The sequence below is a fragment of the Pseudoalteromonas galatheae genome, assembly GCF_005886105.2.
In the GTDB taxonomy this organism is placed as follows: Bacteria; Pseudomonadota; Gammaproteobacteria; order Enterobacterales; family Alteromonadaceae; genus Pseudoalteromonas; species Pseudoalteromonas galatheae.
Genome location: NZ_PNCO02000001.1, coordinates 1,090,540 through 1,113,712, shown reverse-complemented (window position 1 = coordinate 1,113,712; position 23,173 = coordinate 1,090,540). Strand labels below are relative to the sequence as shown.

At 44.1% G+C, this 23,173-nt stretch carries 22 protein-coding genes; all 22 read right to left on the bottom strand.

The features are described from left to right. Window positions 1-30: 30 nt before the first annotated feature. The gene (locus CWC29_RS04860) at window positions 31-1,176 is read right to left on the bottom strand and encodes a protein-glutamate methylesterase/protein-glutamine glutaminase (RefSeq protein WP_128727861.1); all 1,146 of its coding nucleotides are present in this window, start codon (window positions 1,174-1,176) and stop codon (window positions 31-33) included. A gap of 75 nt (window positions 1,177-1,251) precedes the next feature. Next, the gene (locus tag CWC29_RS04855; protein WP_128727862.1) at window positions 1,252-3,477 is read right to left on the bottom strand and encodes a chemotaxis protein CheA; all 2,226 of its coding nucleotides are present in this window, start codon (window positions 3,475-3,477) and stop codon (window positions 1,252-1,254) included. 13 nt (window positions 3,478-3,490) lie between these two features. Then, entirely contained in the window at window positions 3,491-4,267 is a 777-nt protein-coding gene (locus CWC29_RS04850; protein WP_128727863.1) for a protein phosphatase CheZ, read from the bottom strand. A gap of 19 nt (window positions 4,268-4,286) precedes the next feature. Next, the gene (gene cheY / locus CWC29_RS04845; RefSeq protein WP_010369104.1) at window positions 4,287-4,670 is read right to left on the bottom strand and encodes a chemotaxis response regulator CheY; all 384 of its coding nucleotides are present in this window, start codon (window positions 4,668-4,670) and stop codon (window positions 4,287-4,289) included. A 42-nt stretch (window positions 4,671-4,712) separates the two neighbouring features. After that, window positions 4,713-5,447, bottom strand: a complete 735-nt coding sequence (locus tag CWC29_RS04840; protein WP_128727864.1) for an RNA polymerase sigma factor FliA — start codon at window positions 5,445-5,447, stop codon at window positions 4,713-4,715. A 2-nt stretch (window positions 5,448-5,449) separates the two neighbouring features. After that, a complete protein-coding gene (locus CWC29_RS04835) occupies window positions 5,450-6,310 on the bottom strand; it encodes a MinD/ParA family ATP-binding protein (RefSeq protein WP_088531010.1) in 861 nt (286 codons plus the stop codon). Further along, window positions 6,303-7,778: a flagellar biosynthesis protein FlhF gene (gene flhF / locus CWC29_RS04830; RefSeq protein ID WP_128727865.1), complete on the bottom strand. Its 1,476-nt coding sequence runs from the start codon at window positions 7,776-7,778 to the stop codon at window positions 6,303-6,305. The genes CWC29_RS04835 and flhF overlap by 8 nt, the downstream gene beginning before the upstream one ends. Window positions 7,779-7,797: 19 nt before the next feature. Next, window positions 7,798-9,900 (bottom strand): flagellar biosynthesis protein FlhA, encoded by a 2,103-nt coding sequence (gene flhA / locus CWC29_RS04825; RefSeq protein WP_128727866.1) that lies wholly within the window; start codon window positions 9,898-9,900, stop codon window positions 7,798-7,800. Window positions 9,901-9,983: 83 nt separating this feature from the next. Then, window positions 9,984-11,114: a flagellar biosynthesis protein FlhB gene (gene flhB, locus CWC29_RS04820; protein ID WP_128727867.1), complete on the bottom strand. Its 1,131-nt coding sequence runs from the start codon at window positions 11,112-11,114 to the stop codon at window positions 9,984-9,986. Window positions 11,115-11,123: 9 nt separating this feature from the next. Next, window positions 11,124-11,903 carry a flagellar biosynthetic protein FliR gene (fliR, locus tag CWC29_RS04815; protein ID WP_128727868.1) on the bottom strand — a complete coding sequence of 260 codons (780 nt, stop codon included), beginning with the start codon at window positions 11,901-11,903 and terminating at the stop codon, window positions 11,124-11,126. Window positions 11,904-11,905: 2 nt separating this feature from the next. Then, a complete protein-coding gene (fliQ, locus tag CWC29_RS04810; protein WP_128727869.1) occupies window positions 11,906-12,175 on the bottom strand; it encodes a flagellar biosynthesis protein FliQ in 270 nt (89 codons plus the stop codon). Between the two features lies 1 nt (window position 12,176). Next, complete coding sequence (fliP, locus tag CWC29_RS04805) at window positions 12,177-12,914, bottom strand: flagellar type III secretion system pore protein FliP (protein ID WP_138521957.1); 738 nt, start codon at window positions 12,912-12,914, stop codon at window positions 12,177-12,179. Then, window positions 12,907-13,365, bottom strand: a complete 459-nt coding sequence (gene fliO, locus CWC29_RS04800; RefSeq protein ID WP_128727871.1) for a flagellar biosynthetic protein FliO — start codon at window positions 13,363-13,365, stop codon at window positions 12,907-12,909. The genes fliP and fliO overlap by 8 nt, the downstream gene beginning before the upstream one ends. Next, the gene (gene fliN / locus CWC29_RS04795; protein WP_128727872.1) at window positions 13,365-13,763 is read right to left on the bottom strand and encodes a flagellar motor switch protein FliN; all 399 of its coding nucleotides are present in this window, start codon (window positions 13,761-13,763) and stop codon (window positions 13,365-13,367) included. Before fliN ends, fliO begins: the two co-directional genes overlap by 1 nt. A gap of 72 nt (window positions 13,764-13,835) precedes the next feature. After that, a complete protein-coding gene (gene fliM / locus CWC29_RS04790) occupies window positions 13,836-14,930 on the bottom strand; it encodes a flagellar motor switch protein FliM (RefSeq protein ID WP_128727873.1) in 1,095 nt (364 codons plus the stop codon). Window positions 14,931-14,940: 10 nt separating this feature from the next. Then, complete coding sequence (gene fliL, locus CWC29_RS04785; RefSeq protein ID WP_128727874.1) at window positions 14,941-15,465, bottom strand: flagellar basal body-associated protein FliL; 525 nt, start codon at window positions 15,463-15,465, stop codon at window positions 14,941-14,943. Window positions 15,466-15,508: 43 nt separating this feature from the next. Next, window positions 15,509-17,593: a flagellar hook-length control protein FliK gene (locus tag CWC29_RS04780; RefSeq protein WP_138521955.1), complete on the bottom strand. Its 2,085-nt coding sequence runs from the start codon at window positions 17,591-17,593 to the stop codon at window positions 15,509-15,511. Window positions 17,594-17,735: 142 nt separating this feature from the next. Further along, window positions 17,736-18,182: a flagellar export protein FliJ gene (fliJ, locus tag CWC29_RS04775; protein ID WP_138521953.1), complete on the bottom strand. Its 447-nt coding sequence runs from the start codon at window positions 18,180-18,182 to the stop codon at window positions 17,736-17,738. Next, window positions 18,182-19,513, bottom strand: a complete 1,332-nt coding sequence (gene fliI / locus CWC29_RS04770; RefSeq protein ID WP_128727876.1) for a flagellar protein export ATPase FliI — start codon at window positions 19,511-19,513, stop codon at window positions 18,182-18,184. Before fliI ends, fliJ begins: the two co-directional genes overlap by 1 nt. 72 nt (window positions 19,514-19,585) lie before the next feature. Further along, entirely contained in the window at window positions 19,586-20,401 is an 816-nt protein-coding gene (fliH, locus tag CWC29_RS04765; protein ID WP_128727877.1) for a flagellar assembly protein FliH, read from the bottom strand. Window positions 20,402-20,404: 3 nt separating this feature from the next. Further along, a complete protein-coding gene (fliG, locus tag CWC29_RS04760; RefSeq protein WP_128727878.1) occupies window positions 20,405-21,445 on the bottom strand; it encodes a flagellar motor switch protein FliG in 1,041 nt (346 codons plus the stop codon). Further along, window positions 21,438-23,156 (bottom strand): flagellar basal-body MS-ring/collar protein FliF, encoded by a 1,719-nt coding sequence (fliF, locus tag CWC29_RS04755; protein ID WP_138521951.1) that lies wholly within the window; start codon window positions 23,154-23,156, stop codon window positions 21,438-21,440. Before fliF ends, fliG begins: the two co-directional genes overlap by 8 nt. Between the last annotated feature and the right edge of the window lie 17 nt (window positions 23,157-23,173).

Genomic DNA, 23,173 nt, shown 5'->3' with positions numbered 1-23,173 from the left:
TCAAGCAGAGCAACCAAGTAATAGCTTAGTCTATTGGTTACCTGCTTCTTTATTAATTCTCGCAGCAAAGTCTTGTAGGGCGATACTATCCGAAGAAAGTCCAGCGCCGGCGACTGCTTGAGGCATGCCGTACACAACACAAGTCGCTTCATCTTGCGCCCAAATAGTGGCCCCCACCTGCTTTAGCATACGAGCGCCATCTCGGCCATCTGCGCCCATTCCCGTTAAGACAATTGCTAACGTGTCGCTGCCATAAGCTTTTGCAACACTCGCAAATGTCACATCAACGCTAGGTTTGTAGGTGATCCGTGGGCTATCATCCTCAAACACTTTAAGTGTTTTACTACCACCGCGACTTTCAACCAGCATTTGCTTACCACCTGGGGCTAAATAGGCCACGCCAGGCATTAATCTATCCCCTTGTTCCGCCTCTTTAACTTTAATCTGGCATAAGCTATTTAATCTTGCTGCAAACGCAGGCGTAAACGCGGCAGGCATATGCTGGATAAGTAAAATTGGATGAGGGAAGTTCGCAGGCAACTGCGTCAATATCGTTTGCAGCGCAACGGGTCCACCTGTTGACGTGCCAATTGCAACCAATCCATACCTTTTACCCGACGCTCTAACACTTGCGGTATTCGACGTGCCACCAGATACCGGTCTCTGAAAACTTCTATCCGGTTGAGGGATCGTTGCTCTTCCTGTGTCAGTGCGAGTTGCTCTAGGTTCGACTCGCTTAGGTGGAGTCGTGATACTAGGGCGAGTAAAGCGGCTAACACGGCGACGGCCTATTTCCTTAACTTTATTTTGTAATGATTTAATTGCCTCTTCGCTATTACGAGCGATGTCTTCAAACTTTTTCGGTAAGAAATCAACGGCGCCAGCATCCAGTGCATCTAACGTAGCACTCGCGCCCTCACGAGTAAGCGAAGAAAACATTAAGATTGGGGTCGGTGTAGCCTGCATGATCTGCTTCACCGCACTGATCCCATCAAGCACAGGCATTTCTACGTCCATAGTAATTACGTCTGGACGCAATGAAGCGGCTTTTTCAACCGCTTCCTTTCCATTAACAGCGAAATCTATAACCTTGATTTCATTGTCTTTTTCCAAAATTTCACTGACTCGACGACGAAAAAAACTTGAGTCGTCTACGACTAACACTTTAACTGCCATTGGCAACGCTCTTTTATTTTGCTCTACAGCAGAGCAGCAAATGCTGCTCTAGAATTCGAACTACGCCTAATAAAATTAGGCGTAGTGTTTTAATAAGTTGGGAACATCAAGGATTAGCGCAATGCCACCATCGGATGTGATAGTAGCACCGGCCATACCTGGTGTACCTTGTAACAATGCATCTAATGGTTTTATTACAACTTCCTCTTGACCTATCAGAGAATCGACCACAAAACCGACTTGCTTGGTACCAATTTGCGCAATGACGACATGGCCTTCCGCCTTTCTCATGCTCCTGTTGGCACCTTTCACTAACCAATGCTCAAGATAAAACAGCGGGATCGCTTTTTCTCTCACGATGATAGTCAGTTGACCATCAACCACATTCGTTTTAGTCAAATCTAAATGGAATATCTCGTTCACACCAGCAAGTGGTAACGCAAATGTTTGCTCACCCACTACCACCATCAAGGTAGGCAAGATAGCCAATGTAAGCGGTACTTTTATCTCTAATACGGTACCAACACCCAGTTCTGATTGGATATTTACCGAGCCATTCAATTGCGTGATCTTCGTTTTAACAACGTCCATCCCGACACCACGGCCTGAAATGTCTGAAATTTGTTCTTTCGTTGAAAAACCTGGTGCAAAGATCAGATTATAGGCTTCAGTATCAGACAATCTGCTCGCTTGGTCAGAATCAATAACTCCCTTATTGATAGCTATTTTCTTGAGCTTTTCAGGATCCATACCGGCACCATCATCACGAATGGTAAGAAGTATATGATCTCCTTCTTGTGATGCAGATAAGGTAACGGTTCCCATTCTTGCTTTGCCCGAAGCTTCACGTACATCAGGCATTTCAATACCATGATCCACTGAGTTTCTAACCAAGTGAACTAATGGATCTGCAAGCGCTTCAACAAGATTCTTATCTAAATCTGTCTCTTCACCTTGTAAAACTAAGTTGATCTCTTTTTTCAAGCTTCGTGCAAGATCTCGTACAACTCGAGGGAAACGGCCAAAAACCTTTTTGATTGGCTGCATCCGCGTTTTCATCACGGCGCCCTGTAAGTCTGCGGTCACTACATCTAAGTTTGAAATGGCTTTCCCCATGGTTTCGCTATTGGTGTTATTGGCTAAGCTAACCAATCGATTACGAACCAACACCAATTCACCAACCATATTCATGATTTCATCAAGACGTTTAGTATCAACTCGAACTGTAGTCTCAGCTTGCGCAGCAGGTTTCTTTGCAGCTGCAGGTGCTGAGGCTTTTGCAGCGTCAGGCTCTTTTTGTGGTGTAGGAGCTGCAGGCTTAATTTCCGCTTTAGGCGCAGGCTTCGGGGCTGGTTTCGGCGCTGGCGCAGCTTTAACTGGCTCAGGTTGAACAGGTTTACTCTCTGACGCTTTTGCGGGCGACTCATCCACTGCTTTAGGTGCACTCCCTTTACCGTGCAGCTCGTCAAGCAAAGCTTCAAATTCATCATCAGTGATTTCTTCATCACCAGCAGGCGCATTCCCCCCGTCGGTTGAAGTTTGCTTAGCTTCAGATTCACTGGCTTGCGAAGTCACCGGGTCTTCTGTATTTGGTGCACTACCAAATTTACCAACACCATGGAGTTCATCTAAAAGGTTATCGAATTCATCATCAGTGATGTCACCATCATCCGAGGTTGACACAGTTTCAGTTTTAGTCGCTGGAACTACAGCGGGACCATTACCAGCGCCATGTAATTCATCTAGCAGATTTTCAAACTCTTCTTCCGTTATCTCATCAATGCCTGAACTACTATCAGTATCTGAGCCAACATCTGCATCGAATAAAATATCATCTGCATTTAAATCCGGCACCAAAGGTTCTGGCTCAGAAACAGGTTCGTCAATCACCTCATTGACTTCGTCTTCAGAAGCGGGCTGGCTAAGTTTGTGGAGTGTTTCAAGCAACACAGGATCAGCAGCTTCTGGCTCCTCCCGGTTTTGAATACAAGCGAACATTTCGTTGATAGTATCCAAAGATTGCAAAATAACATCCATCAATTCCGAAGTTACTTTTCGCTGTCCTTGTCGTAATACATCAAACACGTTCTCCGCACCGTGACAGGCATCAACCAGTTCAGTCATACCGAGAAAACCAGCCCCACCTTTTACGGTATGGAAGCCACGGAAAATCGCGTTAAGAAGTTCTTTATCTTCAGGATTATTTTCTAGTTCAACAAGCTGTTCAGATAACAGTTCTAATATTTCACCTGCTTCAACTAGAAAGTCCTGCAAGATATCTTCATCGACTTCAAAGCTCATACACACTCTCCAACTAGAAGCCTAAACTAGATAGCAAGTCATCGACTTCGTCTTGACCAGAAACCACGTCATCTCGCGATTCAGCGTCAATAATTGGACCTTCAGGTCCAGACAATTCATTACTGATAGTCTCAGTTGTTTTTATTTCATTTTCATTCGTTTTTTCTGCAACGGCAGGTGCTTCATCTGAAGTGCCAAACACAGTTAGAAGGTGAATGAGACTATCTTCTACTTCCCTCACAAGCTCAATAACACGACGGATAACCTGTCCTGTCAAATCCTGATAGTCTTGTGCCATCAGAACGTTGGTCATTAAACCTTGTAATTCGTCTGTCCGTGTCTTTGAAGTCTGCATAAAGCTGTCGAGATCATGACACAGAGATTTAAACTCACCGAGTTGAATATCCCTACTCATCAACCTATCCCAAGTGGGCTTTATTTGCGCTAACTCATCCGCAAGATTCTGCGCAAGAGGTAAGCTTTCTTCGACTGCGTCCATCGTTTTGTTTGCAGCGCTTTCCGTCATTTCCATAACATAATTAAGGCGCTGCTTTGCATCAGGAATAGCCTCTGTTGTGAGATCTGCAAGCCGAGTATCTAGTTCAAAGTTCTTTAAAGATTCGTGCAACTGACGAGTTAGCTTTCCAACTTCTGCAAATAGCTCCGATTGCTCTTTGTTAGCAGCTTCTAAAATCAGCTGGTCAGCTTTTTCTTGTTCACCCTGCTCTAAAAGCTCGACAAGTTGTTTTGCTTGTTCAAGTGTAATTTGAGGCGCAGCATTTACAGACATAGGCCATATCCCCTTGCTGTTAGCCTAGTCGCTCAAATACTTTTTCAAGCTTAGTTTTAAGCGTGCCAGCTGTAAACGGTTTGACAATATATCCGTTAACTCCAGCTTGCGCTGCTGCAACTATTTGTTCCTTTTTCGCTTCTGCGGTAACCATCAACACTGGAATGTGCTTAAGTTTTTCATCCGCTCGTATTGCACGAAGCAGATCAATACCTTGCATGCCCGGCATATTCCAATCAGTTACTACAAAGTCAAACTCCTGATTTTGTAGCATCGGAAGTGCTGTACTACCATCATCAGCTTCTTGAACATTGGTAAAGCCTAAATCTCTTAATAGGTTTTTGATTATTCTTCTCATAGTAGAGAAATCATCAACCACGAGAATTTTCATGTTCTTATCCAAAACTTCCTCCAGTGAGGTTCGAACCCAACTATTTTATGTACTCTAATTTATCCAGTCATTGATTTTAGCTTTAAGCTTTATCATTGCCTGACCGTGAATTTGACTTACTCGAGATTCACTAACATCAAGAATGGCGCCAATCTCTTTTAAATTCATTTCGTCGTTATAGTAAAGTGACAAAACTAAAGCGTCTCTTTCGGGTAACGCTTTGATCGCATTTACTAAAGACTCGTTAAAACGCTCATTTTTAACGTTATTAAACGGTTTGTCTAGCGCAAAATCGCTGTTTGCAGGGGTTATCACATCTTCATCAACCCCAAGATCCTCAATCCCGATGACTTTGCTTGCATTTACATCATGTAAAATATGATGGTACTCATCTAGAGATATATCAAGTTTTTCAGCGATTTCAGTGTCTTTTGGTTCTCGACCAAGGAGAGATTCTAGCTCGGAGATAGCTTCAGCCACCATTCGGCTATTTTTATGTACGGAACGCGGAGCCCAATCGCCACGGCGAATTTCATCCAACATCGCGCCTCGAATACGGATCCCCGCAAAGGTCTCAAAACTAGCTCCTTTAGTAGCATCGAAATTTTTAGATGCTTCAATCAACCCAATCATCCCCGATTGGATGAGATCGTCGAGTTGCACACTTGCCGGAAGTCGAGCTATCAGGTGACACGCCACTTTTTTCACCAGTGGAGCATGCCGTTCGACCACCTTGTGAAGATGCTCTGAAGTTTGATATCCCGCAGCTCTGTTGACCGGAGAAGCCATAATCACCCGTTTACAAGTTGTTCAATGAAAAATTCTAGATGACCGGAAGGTTGATGAGGAATTGGCCATTTAACTGCTTTAGCGGCAAGCCCCTTAATCGCAATCGCGGCTGGGGAGCTCGGAAATAAATCTACGATAGCTCTTTGTCTACGAGAGGATTTACGCATGTTTTCGTCAAACGGTACGGTGGCCACTAACTCCAGTGCTACATCTAGAAAACGATCTGTAACTTTTGAAAGTTTAGCAAATAATTCTTGCCCTTCACGCATGCTGCGGACCATATTGGCAACAATTTTAAAACGATAGACACCATGCTCTCTGCTTAACACTTTGATCAATGCATAAGCATCGGTAATAGAGGTTGGTTCATCACACACGACGACCATCACATCCTGTGCAGCCCGAGAAAAACTCAGGACCATATCAGAGATACCTGCTGCGGTATCAACAATTAATACATCGAATTGAGTGTTAAGTTCGCTAAAAGCGCGAATAAGCCCGGCGTGTTCTGCTGGAGTCAACTCTACCATATTTTGAGAGCCAGAGGTCGCCGGTACAATTTTGATACCTGCGGGCCCCTCTACAAGAATTTCATCAAGTTCACACTCTCCCGACAACACGTGCGACAGATTTTTTTCTACTCGAAGACCTAACATTACATCACAGTTTGCCAAGCCCAAGTCCGCATCCAGAACTAGGACTCTTTGTCCTTGTTGACCCATAGCGATAGCAGTATTGAGTGAGACATTAGTTTTACCCACCCCACCTTTACCACCGGTCACGGCTATTACTTTTACACCCTGGTTGCTATTTTGACTCATTCTACGCAGGCCACTTGCTTGATCTAAAACTGTGTTAATCATACATTCCTACTGACTCTGACGCTACTGGTACACGTCGAGAGTGCTGTGCTTTTATTCTTTTTAAATACAATTGCTCAGCCTTTTTTACTAGCTTTTGAGCATTTGCTACGCGAATGTCTTCTGGCACTCGCTGACCGTTGGTAAGATACCCTATTGGCAAGCGATTTTGAATCGCTATGCTAATTATCTCACCTAAACTTAGACTTTCATCAAGTTTTGTGAAAATACAACCGCTTAAATTTACTTTTTTGAAGTGCCGTACGGTTTCTTGTAACACATTCATTTGTGCTGTTGCACTCAGTACTAAGTAACTACGAATATCCACTCTTGCGCTACGCATAAGTGTATTTAACTGTTCAGTTAAGCGCAAATCTCTTTGACTCATTCCCGCCGTATCTATTAATACTAGACGTTTATTTCGTAAATGATAAAGCACTTCTGCAAGTTCATTTGCATCTTTAACTTGTTTAACTGGACAACCAATGATTCTACCATAGGTCGCTAATTGCTCGTAAGCACCAATTCTATAGGTATCAGTAGTTATCAACGCCACTTTATCTGCACCGTATTTTTGTGCGCCTAGCGCCGCTAATTTTGCGACCGTTGTGGTTTTACCAACACCAGTTGGACCCACCATAGCGAATACGCCACCTTGGCGGAGAATATCATTGTTAGTGGTGTGCATTTGGTTTATCACCATGTTTAACAAGGCATTCCAAGCTTCTTTACGAGAAACATCATCAGGGATAAAGCATGCCATTTGTTCAGCAACATCTTTGTCTATGCCCATTCCTTCAAGACGGTCTACAAGACACGCGCGGGTTGGATCACGACGAGCCATTTCTTGCTTCATTAGTCCTGATACTTGATGCTCAAGTAATTGACGAATTGCGTTCATCTCTTCACGCATTGCACTCATTTCGTCAGGCTTGGCATTTAGCTCGGGTAAATCATCACCAAAACCATTGTCCAATTCATCAGACTCTCCCCACTGCTGTGGTTGCTCAAAAGCATCATCCTCGAAGTCAAAAGATTGGCGGCGAGATTGCTGTGGCTTCGCTTGGTATGCCGGAGCTTCAGTCTGTGCCTTGCGTTGACTGCTTAACATTTGCTCAGTATCAATACCCGACTGTGAGAACATAGAAGCAAGTTCTGGTGAACGGGGGCGTGGTGCTTGGCGCTCAAGCAATGCTTCTAAGCTATCAGCTACTTGTGCTTGTTTTACAGGCTGAGCTTGGCGAGGCTCAGGACGGACAAAGCGAGTCTGAGCTTCACTAGGAGTTGCTGTACGGGTTGCTGGCGCTTGCTTAACCGGTGCAGCGGCACGGTCATTATCAATTGCTGCGACGATTTCAACACCATCCGCTAACTTTTTATTTGACATGATGACAGCATCAGCGCCAAGCTCTTCTTTCACTTCATTCAAAGCCGTACGCATATCTTTTGCGAAGAAACGTTTAATTTTCATGTTACAGCCCCTTTATCCTCTATTGTCCAACCGAGCTCACTATCTTGATTTGTCTTTCTTCTGGTACTTCTTGATATGACATCACTCGAAGCCCTGGAATTGTATGCTTAACAAATCGAGACAGCACACTTCTCAACATACCTGAGGTTAATAAGATGGACGGCTCCCCTAGCATTTCTTGGTTGTGATGTGCTTCTCTTAATGATTCTTGAAGCCTCTCAGCCAAGCCAGGTTCAATACCTGCCCCCTCATCACCTGCGTTCTGAAGTGACTGATGCAACATCTGTTCCAACTCAGGCGCCAATGTTATGACAGGGATTTCTTCTTCGCTCCCAACTGCATCTTGGACTATTAATCGACGCAGTGAAATTCTCACTGCAGCAGTTAGTACATCTGGGTCTTGGCTACGTGGGCCATACTCAACTAAGGTTTGCACAATCGAACGCATATCTCGAATCGCAACGCCTTCGTTAAGGAGGTTTTGTAATACTTTTACTACGGTAGTAAGCGGTAAAATATCTGGCACTAAGCCTTCAACCAATCGTGGGTGACTTTTCGCTAGCATGTCTAATAAATTTTGTACTTCTTCATGCCCAAGAAGTAGTGACGCATTATTCGTTAATAATTGGCTAATATGTGTTGCCACCACAGTTGCAGCGTCTACTACTGTGTAGCCAAGTGAATGCGCTTCATCCTTTTGGTCTGGCTTGATCCAAACCGCATCTAAGCCAAATGCAGGATCTTTCGTCTCAATGCCTTTAATCGGTCCAAACACTTGACCTGGATTAATTGCAAGTTCGTCTCCATGCTTTAGTTCGCCAGTCCCCGAGCCAACTCCCATTAAAGTAATGTTGTAGGCATTCGGATCCAGCTCTAAATTATCGCGAATATGCACAGGTGGTACCAAAAAGCCAAGTTCCTGAGAAAGCTTTTTACGCACCCCTTTAATGCGACTGAGAAGCTCACCGCCTTGAGCTTGGTCAACCAGAGGAATGAGGCGATAACCGACCTCTAATCCTATCACATCAACTGGTTGTACATCGTCCCAACCAAGTTCTTTTTGTTCCTGCTGTTGACCACCTTTTGCGGAAGGTCCTTTCGCAGCTTGCTCCGCTTTTTCAATCTCAGCTTTTTTCTTTTGTTGATTCGTGTAATAGGCAATATAACCAAGTAAAACACCCAAGCCTAAAAAGGCAACATGTGGCATGCCCGGGACGAGTCCCATAGTGATCAAAATACCTGAAGCAATAGCCAGCGACTTTTCATTACCCAGTTGGTTCTTAAACTGATCACCCATGTTGTGCGATTCATTTTGACGCGTTACGACAATTGCAGTACCTATTGAAAGTAAGAGAGAAGGAATTTGCGCGACCAGACCATCACCGATAGTCAACATGGTATATACTTCCATCGCATGACCAAAGCTTAAATCATGCTGGATCATCCCAACGAACAGGCCACCTATTATATTGATGGCAAGGATCACGATACCTGCAATAGCATCACCCTTAACGAATTTGCTTGCACCATCCATTGAACCGTAAAAATCGGCTTCTCTAGTCACTTCTTCACGACGAGCTCTAGCGTCATCCGCAGAGATAAATCCAGCGTTTAAGTCCGCGTCGATAGCCATTTGTTTACCAGGCATAGCATCAAGGGTAAAACGTGCGGATACCTCAGAAATACGGCCCGCACCTTTGGTAATTACAACAAAGTTAATAATTATAAGGATCAGGAATACAACTAAACCAACAGCATAGTTACCACCAATCACGACACTACCAAAGGCCTCAATCACTTTACCGGCAGCATCGCCACCATTATGACCTTCAAGTAACACGACTCGGGTACTTGCGACATTGAGTGCCAATCGCATGATTGTGGCGATCAGTAGCACCGCTGGAAACATGCCAAATTCAAGTGGCTTTAACGTATAAACGGTCACCAATAGCACCACAAGCGCTAGTGCAATGTTGAAGGAAAATAGAATATCGAGCAAAAAAGGCGGCAATGGCAAAATAACCATACCGAGTGCTGCAAGTACCAACAAAGGAGTACCAACACCCTTAGCATATTCTTTTTTATCTCGATTGAGTTGTTGTAAAACCGCTTTAAATTCCATAACTTAACACAAGCAAAAAATTGACACACAGCAACTACTGCAATATGTATTCCAATAAATTACTGATTCTATAGAAGCGACCTTTAATGTTTTAAATCATCAGGGATAGGTAAATTACTGCTAAGTGCCGTAGGCCTTTTCCCCTTACCCTTTTTGAAACGATTGAGCTGAAATACGTAAGCAAGCACCTGAGCGACCGCTGTGAATAACTTCTCAGGAATTTGATCTCCCACCTCGGTCGTGTGATAAAGCGAGCGAGTTAACACTGGCGACTCAACAATGGGCACATCTCTACCTTTCGCTATTTTTCGAATCTGCATCGCGAGCTCATCAACACCCTTAGCAATAACAATAGGCGCCCCCGCTCGTTCGGTATCGTATTTTAAGGCAACGGAATAATGAGTAGGGTTAGTAACGACAACATCTGCATCTGGCACATCTTGCATCATACGCCGCTGTGACATTTCTCTTTGCGTACGACGGATCCGTGCTTTTATTTGCGGATCACCTTCTGAGTTTTTATATTCATCTTTGACTTCTTGCAGCGTCATTTTGAGCTGCTTATGGTGATTATAACTTTGATAAGGGGCATCAATCGCTGAAATAATAATCATGGTGCAACTAAGCGCTAAGAACATCCAAGCGATAATTTCTAGCGCATGCTCTATACTTGATGGGATTTGCTCGATACTCAAATGCAATATTTCTTCAAAATACATATTGATAAGCAAAATGGCAAAGCCTGCAACTAACACAAATTTGAGAATTGACTTTAATAGTTCAATCGCAGCTTGAGGGCCCAACATTCGTTTAATCCCTTTCATTGGCGACATTTTACTCGCTTTTGGGGCAGCCGCTTGCCAAGAAAAGTTAAAGCCTCCAAGTAAAGTGTTTCCAACGACACCTGCTATTGCAATTATTAAAACAAACATCGCCATCGGAAATATTAATTCTGAAGCAATCTCTGCCCATACTGCGAACATTTTTGTTGTGTCGTAGGTTTCGTTGCGGTTCAGTGTAAGCATTCGCCCCATGACATTATATAACCCCTTACCTATTCCTGGGCCATACATCAATAAGGCGATGGCGGAAAATAGTAGAACAAAGGTCGTTCCTAGTTCCTTTGAACGGGCTACTTGACCTTTTTTCCGAGCGTCATCTATTTTCTTCGAGGTCGGTTCTTCGGTGCGCTCTTGACCGGAATCTTCTGCCATCTCAGACTCCTATACCGTGCACCCAATTAGGTCGCACATCAGCTCTATCATTTTAAGCCATTGAAACTCAAACTGTGCTAAGAAATTTCCTAGCGTCGCCCAAATAATGGTAAGCCCTGCAACTAAGGTAAATGCAAACCCAACAGAGAAAATGTTCATCTGAGGCGCGGCTCGAGTCATGATCCCAAATGAAATATTGATAATCAACATTGCAGTTAGCGGAGCCAATGCAAGGGCAAGAGCCGTAGAGAACATCCACCCCCCCCAATTAACTATTCGCCAGAAGTTGTCCACCGCCCACCAGTTACCGGCGATGGGAAAGCTCTCAAAACTATACACCACCATTTGTATCATCATTAGATGACCGTTATAAACAAAAAACAGTAATGTCGCCAAAATCAAATAAAATTGACCAACAGCAGGTACACTTAATCCGTTTGCAGGATCTACAACCGAGGCAAAGCCAAGACCTGTTTGCATCGCAAGTATTTGCCCGGCAATAATAAAAGTATTCAGCAGTAGCAATGAACCAAAGCCAATAGCAACCCCTGTAATAAGCTCCTGAATAACAACTAAAATCATCGAAAAGGAGAACAAATCAGTAAACTCTGATTTGGGCAAAACAGGCACTACGGCAAAGGTCACAACAACAGCAAGCGCAAACTTAATTCTAGCAGGGACGCTCTGAGCCCCAAGACCAGCCATTACCATGATCATTGAACTTATTCTCACCAATGGCAGTAAGAAATCACTCAGCCATTGCATGATTACCGCAAAGGTGAACTCCATGGTTAGCCTGCAATTTCAGGAATACGCATTATCAAGGAGGTAAAATAGTCCATGAGCTCCTGAGTAAGCCAATGGCCACCAACGATCAACGCAAAAATAGTGATAATTAGGCGAGGTAAAAAGCTTAATGTTTGTTCGTTAATTGACGTCGCAGCTTGAAACACAGCAACAACTAAGCCAATTAAAAGCCCTGGGACAACTATCGCAGACACCAATTTAATAACTAAGAACAACGCATCGCTTAAGATATCGACAAAGACTTCTGGTTCCACATCACACCCCCAGTCCAAAGCTTCTTGCGAGCGTTCCCATTACAAGACTCCAGCCATCGACAAGCACAAAGAGCATGATCTTAAACGGTAAGGACACTATCATTGGGGATAACATCATCATACCCATTGCCATCAAGACACTGGCGACAACTAAGTCAACTATCAAAAATGGAATAAAGAACATAAAGCCAATAATAAAAGCAGTTTGCAGCTCCGATGTAACGAATGCCGGTATAATCACGATAAATGGCGTGTCTTCAGGGCTATCAAGCTTGTCATATCCTGCTATTTTGGCAAAGGTTTCAAGATCCTTAATCCGAGTTTGTGACAGCATGAAAGCTTTCATAGGTTCTTTAGCGCGCTCAAGTGCCTGTATTGAAGTGATCTCTTCCTTTATATACGGCTGTACCGCCTGAGCATTTATTTGTGAAAAGATAGGCGCCATAATAAATAATGTTAGAAATAGCGTTAGGCCGAGTAAGATCTGATTTGACGGAGACTGCTGAAGGCCAATTGCTTGCCTTAAAATTGCCAACACAACAATAATGCGTGTAAACGAAGTCATCATGATAACAGCTGCAGGAATGAAACTCAGCGCTGTCATAATGGCGAGCACTTGGAGTGTTACTGAGTACTCTTGAGAACCATCAGGGTTTGTTGTTACGTTTATTGCTTCTATCCCTTCCGCAGAAGCTACCCCAGAAAACAGTAATAAACAGAGTATCAGTAATCTAATCATGATTTTTCTTATTATGGTTATTGGCAACTTTCCCTTTGCCCGCTAAAAACTTTTGTAACTCATTTGCAAATGGCGTTCTGCCAACATCATCTAGTGGTGTTTCTAACTGATATAGGTAGTTGATATTATTAGGTGTTACGCCGAGTAAATGCTGTTTATCATCCAACTCTATTACCAGTAAACGTTCTTTCGTACCGAGCGATATACTACGGATAACTTTAAAGTCTTTTTGGTTTACTATGTTAGGGTTTAAGCGCTTTAAAACGAACGCTAAACCCAAAATGAGTAGGATAACCAACATCAAAGACAATCCCATGGACAGTAACTCGGCACTCAACCCCGAGCTACCAGCCCCCACAGAAGGTTTTGAAACTGCCTCTGAAATTGTTGCAGTGGCAGTGCTTGCATGAACAGCAATACCGTACACAGCTATATGCCAACCCCAACGCATTAACGTAGCTTTTTAATACGCTCAACCTGACTAATAACGTCTGTTAAGCGAATACCAAACTTATCGTTTACTACTACCACTTCACCGTGCGCTATCAGTGTGCCATTAACCAGCACATCTAACGGTTCACCGGCTACACGGTCAAGCTCAACGACAGAGCCTTGATTTAGCTGCAATAAGTTACGAATATTAATTTTAGAACGGCCTACTTCCATAGAAATAGTCACCGGGATGTCTAAAATTGTATCTAGTTTACGTTTTTCATCTGACGATAATGCAGGCGCTGAATCTTTGAGTTCATCTAACTCTGCAACTGCTGGCTCACTGTCACCTTCGGCACCCTCGGCTTCAGCTAGTGCTGCTGCCCATTCGTCCATAGTATCTTGATCATCGCTCATTGGATTACTACCTGATTAAGTTAATTTGTTTTCCATAATTAGTTTCGCGATATGGCTTTTTCAACCTCGCGACTACCAATCTAAATCCACACCTTCGGAAAGGTGTAGATCTTCTTCTAATTCTGCCAGCTCAGCATCCGAATCGAGCTTTTTACCACCTTTGGTAAACACATGCAGCTCAGATTTCACTGATTCTGGACGTTTAATTTTTTCACTGATCTGTAAAGCTACATTATCGCGAGAACGGCCCATTTTAGCTCTAAAGGTTGGTAATTCTTCTACGAAAACGGTGACATGCTCAGGCATTTCCACTGGAATAACATCACCTGCTTGAAGCTTCATTATTTGCTCAAGCGATAGGTCCACCTCTAATAGTTGAGAAGAAATCTCGACTTCCACATCCATAATTTCATCGCGAAGCGCCTTACTCCAACGCAGATCTGTATCTTCCGTATCTGATTGCACACCAGCATCAAGTAGCTCTCGGATAGGTTCCAACATCGAATAAGGTAACGAAATATGGAAATCACCTCCGCCACCATCTAGCTCAATATGAAAAGAGCTAATCACCACCACTTCTGTTGGCGATACAATATTAGCCATAGCGGGGTTAACCTCGGAGTCGAGGTATTCAAAAGATACATCCATCACCGGCGCCCAAGCTTCTTTGTAATCTTCAAAGATGATTTTCAGTAACATCTGTACGATACGGCGTTCCGTTGGCGTAAACTCCCGCCCCTCAATCTTAGCGTGATAGCGACCATCTCCACCAAAAAAGTTGTCTACGAGGATAAAAACCAACCGGGCTTCCATGGTTATAAGACCAGTACCTTTTAAAGGTCTAAAGCGCACCATATTCAAACTGGTAGGAACAAACAAAGTATGAATATACTCGCCAAACTTAAGCATCTGTACGCCGTTGATGGATACCTCAGCAGTGCGGCGCATCATATTGAAAAGGCTTATCCGCATATGCCGAGCAAATCGTTCATTAACGATTTCAAGCGTCGGCATCCGCCCACGCACAATCCTATCTTGAGACGAAAAATCGTATTGTAAGGCACCAGCACCGTCACCGTCATCACCATCGCCGATTTCGTCTTCTTCGACTTCATCTACACCATGGAGTAGCGCATCAATTTCGTCTTGGGATAATAAATCGCTCACAAATACTACCTTATTGCATTACAAAGCCAGTAAACAACACACGCTCGATTACTTTACTACCTTCAACCTCTTCCATTGCCGCTTGGACTTTATCGAGTGCTGTTAGTCGCAATGTTTCTTTACCAGCACTCGTGCTTAACTCGTCAGCAGTAGTCGTTGAAAACACACCAAGTAGCGTACCTTCAATTAAGGGAATGTGCTTCTTTGCTACTTCTTCATTCACGTCGCCACGGACCAGCAGCTGTACTTTAATCTGCACAATTCTATCACGACTTGCGCCAGGTACATTGAAAACAAAGGGGCGAGGCATAGCAACATACAGTGCACTCCCCATCTCAGCAGCACTACCTTGCTCAGCTTTCACTTCACTTGCAGTCGTTTCTTCTGCTAGGGTTTCTTCCGGCGCATCTGAGCCCGAAAACAAGAAAAACCCCGCAACACCACCTAATACCAACACCGCAGCGGCAATAATAATGATTAGCTTTTTCTTAGAGCCACCCGTTTCTTCTATTTCTAAGTCGGTTTCTTCAGCCATAGCAAGCCCTTATGATCTTTATTAACTACAATAATAGCAGGTGTTAGGCATAGTAATCTATTGCAGAATCGGTATTTCTCTTTTGCGATGGTTGTGGGGTATCAGAAACCCCCTGTTCATCACTTAAAGTTTGCTGCCCACTCGCATTGCCACCAGCAGTTTGTGACTCGGAGTCAGTATTTCCACCTTGCTGGTGCGATATATGGCTATCGCCAAGTTCAATTCCCTGCTCAGCCAACATTTCTCTTAACCTCGGCATAGATTGCTCTAACAATTCTTTAGCTTGCTGATTTTGCACCACAATATTCACCTGGGCCTGCTCTGCATCGGATTTTATCCGAATTTGCATTGCGCCAAGTTCAGGTGGATCTAGTCGAATTTCAGCTTCTTTATTGTTAAGGTTTAGCATCATTCCAACTCGTTGATGCAATTCTTTTGCAGCATCTTGACGCGCAATATTAATTGCCTGTTGAAGATTAGCATCTGTTGTTTGTTTTGTCTGCGCTGTACTTTGGTTTGCAGGCTGAGATTGCTGAATTTGCTGAACTTCTTTTAGCGTTTGGTTTAGTGAGTTCGTGTCTTGCGGTGCACTTGTATTGCCGACTTCAGGCTTAACAGGAGTAGGTGTCGATGTTGCAACATTGGCCGGTTGACGCTCATTTTTACCAGCCTCTTTCGCGATGCTTGCTTCCGCTTGCATCAGCTTACTATTCTCTTTATCAATTAACTTTTCACTTATTTGTTTTTCCGAGCCCTGTTTTTCTGAATTTTGCTTTTCTGCTGCTAACTTTTCATCGCTAGCCAATTTATTTACTGCTATATTTTTTTCAGCACGCTCACCCTCTTTAACTACCACAGCCTGCTGCTCACTATTGTTAGACTTTTCTTGCGTGGCATTTACATTAAAAGACGCTTGGGTAGTATTTTTAACATCTGTAGCAGCTTCTTGCGGCATGTTTGTTGGGGTTTGTGTTACGACAGAGGATGACACAAATGCTTTAAACGGCTGTACATTTGCGAGATCAATACCCTTACCAATTAACTGAGTTACGGCTTTTTGTACAGCTGGCGATGCATCATAAATATCAAGCTTACCAGCCATCACAGCTTTTAATTCTTGCTGTTGCTGCGTGGTCAACTTTTCTACAATGGTTTGCACATCAGTAGTGCTTTTTGTACCTACTGAATTGTTGTCTTTCGTAGTTTGTGCACTAGCCTCAGAGATGATTTGCTTTTGCTCTGATTGCTTAGTTTCAGATGAAGAAACAGGTTGAGCAGACTCCAACTTCTCCGCGGTTATAGGCGTTTTATATTGCACTGTTTTAGATTCACCTTCAACTTGAGATCCTACTGACTTATCAGTATCTGGCTCCCGTCTTTCGTTTGAATTGCTAACCATAGCTTGAGTACTAGTATCCTTTTGCAGCTTAGGCTGTAACGTTTGCTCTTCGGCTTCTGCGCTGTTCTCCCTTAAGGAAGGTTTGGCAATCTCACCGTCTGCGTCTTTACTATCCAAAGCAGCAGTTTGTTGTAGCAAAGTACTTGTTTTAGTGCTGGCGTTTTCAGCTTGACCTTTTTCCCCTCGAGTGAGTGGACTTGCTTCGTCTTGTAGCTGCTCTTGAGATGATGCATTATCGCTCGCTTCAACCTCTTCATCAGCCGAAGAAGCTTTGCCCAATGCCTCTTTGACTGATTGCGCAATTGCTGTTGGGTTTTGGCTTAATGAAGTGCTTTGCTGTTTTGCAGCGTTGATCTGAGCATATAAATCATTGTCTGGTGAGTCAGGAAGCGGTTTGTCCACAACTACCTGACCTTTTTCAGTGTAGCTTACGGTAGTAGTGGGTACTTCGCCTTGCTGCTTAGAAGAAGAGGCTTGTGCTTTACTATCTGACTGCGGAGCATCATCTGATGCTACCTCGCTATCTATTGACGCATCCAGATCTGAGGTTACAGGATCTGCAGACTCTTTTACCTGCTTGCTTACACTCTCTTGCTCGGCTAACTCAACCATTAAAGCACTAAACCCAGAGCCACCTTCAGAACCCTCGGCGTCCGTCTCTTGGGATTTTTCTTTAATATCAACCTCGTTACTGCCTCGTTGCAGCATGGATGCAAGCATTAGATTCATCTTAGAGCTACCTCATAAAGTGGCAATGTCCTGCCGTTGCAATACACCGTTAAAAACCAACACTATGAATATTAGTGACTTTTACGAGTGGACTACTTAAATAATAAAACGCTAATTATTAAGAAGCATATTTCGAGCCAACTTACCAAGCACGCTCTCTTCGTACAAACTGATTCGTTGCAAACTCATCGAGCATCTTTTGTTCTGCTTTGGCAAGGCGAGTTTGCTTTGCGAGGGCTTGCTTCTCGATAAGCTTTTCAATTGCCTTCGTTTTAGCCTGCTGTGCTAGCCATAGCTTGCGGCGTTGTTCAACCACCTGCTTGGCTGTGTTGACCGTTTTTGCTTGCTGATCAATAGCCTGCTCAATCTTATTAATAAAGTTATGGTATTGATTGAAACCGCCACTAGACAGACCAAGTTGTGCTTTACTATGAAGCTGCATGCTGTATTCAAGACGGAAATCGTTTAGCCCCGATAGCCGTTGTTGGTTTGTTGCTAAGTGCTGCTGCGCTTGAACAAAATTCGCTCGAAGGTTATCTTCTTTGTCTTTTTCTAGCTTAAGCAATAAAGTCAGTTTGTTATTTGCCATTATGCTTGTCCTAGTAGCTTAGCGAGGCCTTGTAAACACTCATCGTAATTGATCACGTCTTTCATGCCTTGCTGAAGGAAGTTATTCACTGCAGGCATCATATTTATCGCCTGATCTAACATCTGGTCACTGCCACGTTGATAAGCACCTAAGGTGATCATGTCTTTATTCTGCTGGTACATTGAATAGACTTGCTTGAGCACTCTGGCTTGCTGCATGTGTGCCTCTGATACCACTTGAGGCATGACTCGACTGATGGACTTTTCAATATCTATCGCTGGATAATGACCACTATCAGCAAGCTCTCGTGATAATACAATATGACCATCCAAAATAGCCCGGGCAGCATCGGCAATAGGGTCTTGCATATCATCACCTTCACTCAATACCGTAAAGAATGCGGTAATTGAGCCTTGCCCTTCACCGCCATTACCTGCACGCTCAACCAGAGCTGGGAGCTTTGCAAACACGGAAGGCGGATACCCTTTTGTAGCTGGCGGCTCGCCTACCGCAAGCGCAATCTCACGCTGCGCCATGGCATAACGCGTCACTGAATCCAGTAACAACAGTACATTTAATCCTTGGTCTCGAAAATACTCCGCAATGGTCACTGCACTTTCACAGCCTTTTAAGCGCATCAACGGTGAGGCATCGGCAGGAGCAGCAACCACAACGGAGCGACGCCTACCCTCGACGCCCAAAATCTCGTCGATAAATTCTTTCACCTCACGACCACGTTCGCCGACCAAGCCTACGACGATAACATCCGCTTCACTGCCTCGTGTCATCATGCCAAGCAGTACCGATTTACCCACACCACTCCCTGCAAATAGACCCATCCGTTGACCTTGACCCACTGTCACGATCGAATTTATCGCACGCACACCTACATCCATTGGTGAGTCGATTGGACGTCTTGCAAGTGGGTTGATTTGCGCTGCGGCAAATTTTAGGTGTTTCTCAGCATCAATGGCACCAAGACCATCTAGTGGTCTACCAAGTCCATCAACTACACGGCCAAGTAAACCCATCCCAACAGGTAATCCTGCATCTTTTACTTTTGGGATCACGCGCGCTCCAGGAAGAACACCAGTGATATGATCATTTGGCATGAGGTAAAGCGTTTCTTGATTGAAACCGATGACTTCTGCATCAATAAAGCCGCCCAACGTCTCGATTTTACATTGGCTACCGACGGGTGCACTAAGGCCCCTAGCTTCAAGAGTGAGGCCAACCACACGGGTGAGGCTGCCTGCGACCGCAACCCCGTATGGTTTGATAAATTTATGATACTTATTGATGCGCTCACTCATAGCTGCAGATGTCGACATTTTCGCAATTACCTTAGGAAGGCATCGCTATCCTAGTTTGATAGCTTAGCTTATCTGGATAGCAGTGCAGTATTAATGGTTTATACCACTGTCTTGCAAAAATGATTCCAATACTTCACTAATGCGGTTTTTAAGCGTCATATCAATAGATGACTGCGGCGTTTTCACCTCACACCCACCTCTGTCTAAGGTAGGTTCCGGAAGTAACTGCCAATGCTGAGATTGTATATGTTCTTCGCCGTACATGGCTTGCACTAAGGCTAAATCTTCGGGGTGAAGATGGATGCGTACTGTTTGCTCTTTGACAGGCAACGCATCCATCGCTTTTTTCAACGCGTTTAAAATAAGTTCGGGCGTTGTCTTGAGCTCTTTAAAAATAACTTGCTCTGCCAATAAATTGACGAGTAAAATAAGCTGCTTCTCACACTCATCATCTACTTTTTTAAGCGGTGTTTGCATGCCATCTAAAATACTCGATAGAGCTTTCATCCTCTCTTCAATAAGGGGTTGGGCTTCTTCAAGGCCCTTTTCTTTTCCTATTTCAAGGCCTTCTTTATAACCTGCTTCCTTACCTTCAGAGACGCCCTTATCAAAGCCTTCAATGTAGCCCTGCTCATGGCCTTGTTTGATCCCTTCGTCATAGGCGTCTTGACGGATCTGCTCTAACTCTTCAAGCGTAAGCGTTGGAAACTCAGGCTCTTGTGGCTCTGGTTCAGCGCTTACCTCTCTCTTAGTATATAACTCTTCCAACGGCGTGCCGAAGGCTGTAGAACGGCCACGGTATTTCTCGGGCTTATCGGTAACATCCGGAATGGGCCAATTTTCTAGTAACTCATCTAAAGCTTCAGTGCTCACCGGGCGGCCTTTATACAACTTTTTATCGACCATGGCTTATAGGAACTCCTCACCACCGCCGCCGCCAAGCATAATTTCACCCGAATCAGCCAAACGTCTAGCCGTTGCCAGAATTTCTTTTTGTGCAGCTTCCACTTCACTTATCCGCACAGGTGGCATAGCCTCAAGGTCGTCTTGCATCATCTCAGCTGCCCGCTTGGACATATTTTTCATGATCTTATCTTTTAAGGATTCGTCAGCGCCTTTTATTGCTTTCATTAGTACGTCTTGTTGCACTTCACGCAGAATTGCCTGAATGCCTCGATCTTCAACATCCATTAAGTTCTCAAACACGAACATGAGATCTTGAATTTGCTGCGACATTTCTTCATCGTGCTCTCGAATTGAGTCCATCAACTGCCCTTCGACATTGGTGTCTAAGTAGTTCATGATATCCGCTGCAGCTTTTAAGCCACCCATTTTCGCAGCTTGTGCGCCAGCTTGACCTGCAAACTGTTTCTCCATTATCTCGTTTAGTTCTTGTAGTGCCGCCGGTTGTACTTCTTCTAAGTTTGCAATACGCATCGTTAAGTCTAAGCGCACTTTCTCAGGAAATTGTGACAAAATCTCGGCGGATTGCTCTGGCTCAAGATAAGACAATACAATCGTTTGGATCTGTGGGTGCTCGTTACGAATAATATTGGCAACTTGCTTTGAATCCATCCATTTCAACGAGTCCAAGCCTTTTGCACCAGAACCCATAACGATTTGATCAATAAGGCTCGCAGCTTTGTCTTCACCAAGCGCTGCGGTTAGTGCTTTCTTAATAAAGTCTTCAGATTGGAAACCAATCGTACTAAAGCTTTGAATCTGCTCAATAAACAAATTGTGTACAGCTGCAATTTTAGCCTGGGATAGGTCGTCCATGGAGGCCATCGCCATACCAACCTTTTGCACTTGCTTAGGCTCTAGGTGTTTTAAAATCTGAGCCGCATCTTCTTCAGTTAAACTGAGCAGTAAGATGGCAGCCTTGTCGACGCCGTCTAGCTTGTCAACGTCAAAGGCTGCGGGCAATTGTTTTTGTTCTTGATCAGTCATCTTCTGTCAACCACGCTTTCACAACTTGTGATGAGAGTTCTGGTTCGTTAGCAACTAAGGCACGTACTGCTTTAAGTAAGTCCTCGTCGCCATGTAAGTCTGGCAATTGTAATCTACCGTCAGAAGAGAAGCCAACCGCAGACTCATCGAAATCGTTATTTAGCATATCTAGTGTACTGTCGCCTAAATCTACACCACTGGTCAACGCATCTTCATCAAAATCTTCAAGCGTGTCATCTGGGTAAATTAGACGTTTAAGCATAGGTCTTACTACCGCTAAGATTAGCACAATGATCACTAAGGTACCTGCAACAAGACGGATGGTCTTTTGGAACCAGTCCTGCTCCCAAAGTGGTATCTCTTGTATTTCGGTGAGATCTTCACGCACAAATGGTACCGTTACCACTTCTAATGCATCACCTCGCTGCATATCAAAGCCCACACCACCTTGTAGCAAACGACGAATGTTGTTTAACTCTTCTTGCGTACGCGGAGCCATTGCCATGTTACCTTCAGCATCAGGCTTGGCGAGATAGTCAACGGCTACACTCACGCTGATCCGGCGAATAACACCTGTTTGCTGCCGCTTATGGCTGATAGTAGTATCTAATTCATAGTTACGGGTTGCTTCTTTTTGATTACTGCTTGGTGTTGCACTTTGACCATTGCCGCCTTGCCCAGCAATCTCTGGGATATTTGAGTTTACAGGAGGTTGATTAGTCAGCGCTCCAGGAATGCCCACAGCTAAGCCACCAATATTATTTTCTTCATACGTTGTTTCGCTGCGAACCGCAGGTAAATCAGGGTTATAACGTTTTTGTGTTTCTTCAACTGCGCTGAAGTCCATCGTTAAGTCAACCTGCGCGGTAAAGTTACCAAGGCCCACTGTTGGGATCAGTATGCTATCAATTTTCTCTAGATACTCTTGTTCACGTTTACGTTCAATTTCATACTCTTTTCTCGAGCGCGCAGCCAAAGAGTCTTGAGAACCTGAGTTGAGTAGACGACCGTTTTGATCAGTCACTGTCACGCGTGAAGGCTCTAAGCCCTGTACCGCTGATGCCACAATGTCTACGATTGAATCGACCTCTTCGCCGCCAAGCGTTTTACCACGTTTAAGGGTAATAACTACGGTTGCCGAAGGCTTTTTCTCACGACGTGCAAAGACGTTTTCTTTTGGGATTGCGAGTAACACTTTTGCACGGTTTACGTCTTGTAACTCTTCAATTGTTCTCGCAAGTTGTTGCTCACGACTATGCTTTAAGCGCTCTCTTTCAAGACGTTGGCTAACACCAAAACCCATATCCTGCATCAGAATATCAGTGCCAGAACTCGGAGATTGGGTAAAACCGTCACGCGCCATCCGTAGTTTGATGTCCTGATAGTCCGACTCAGCAACTAAAATGGTATTACCATCGAGTTGGTATTCAATTTTCTGTTGATCTAAAAAGTCTAACGTTTCGACGAGTTCTTCTGTTGGGTATTTACCAAGTGGGCGCATATCTGGTTGGCGCGCCCAAATGATAATAAAGATTGCGATTGCTAAACAAATAGCAAGGGCAATAACCAGAGTAACCTGGCGCAACATATCAACACCGCTTAGCGCACTGAAGTAGCCTGATTTTTGCTCTTGTTGCTCATCCGAACCGCTGTCATTATTCAGCGCTGCGTCGGAAAGCGTAAGATCTGTTGATTGATTAGTAGCCACGATTACTCTCCACAGTCACT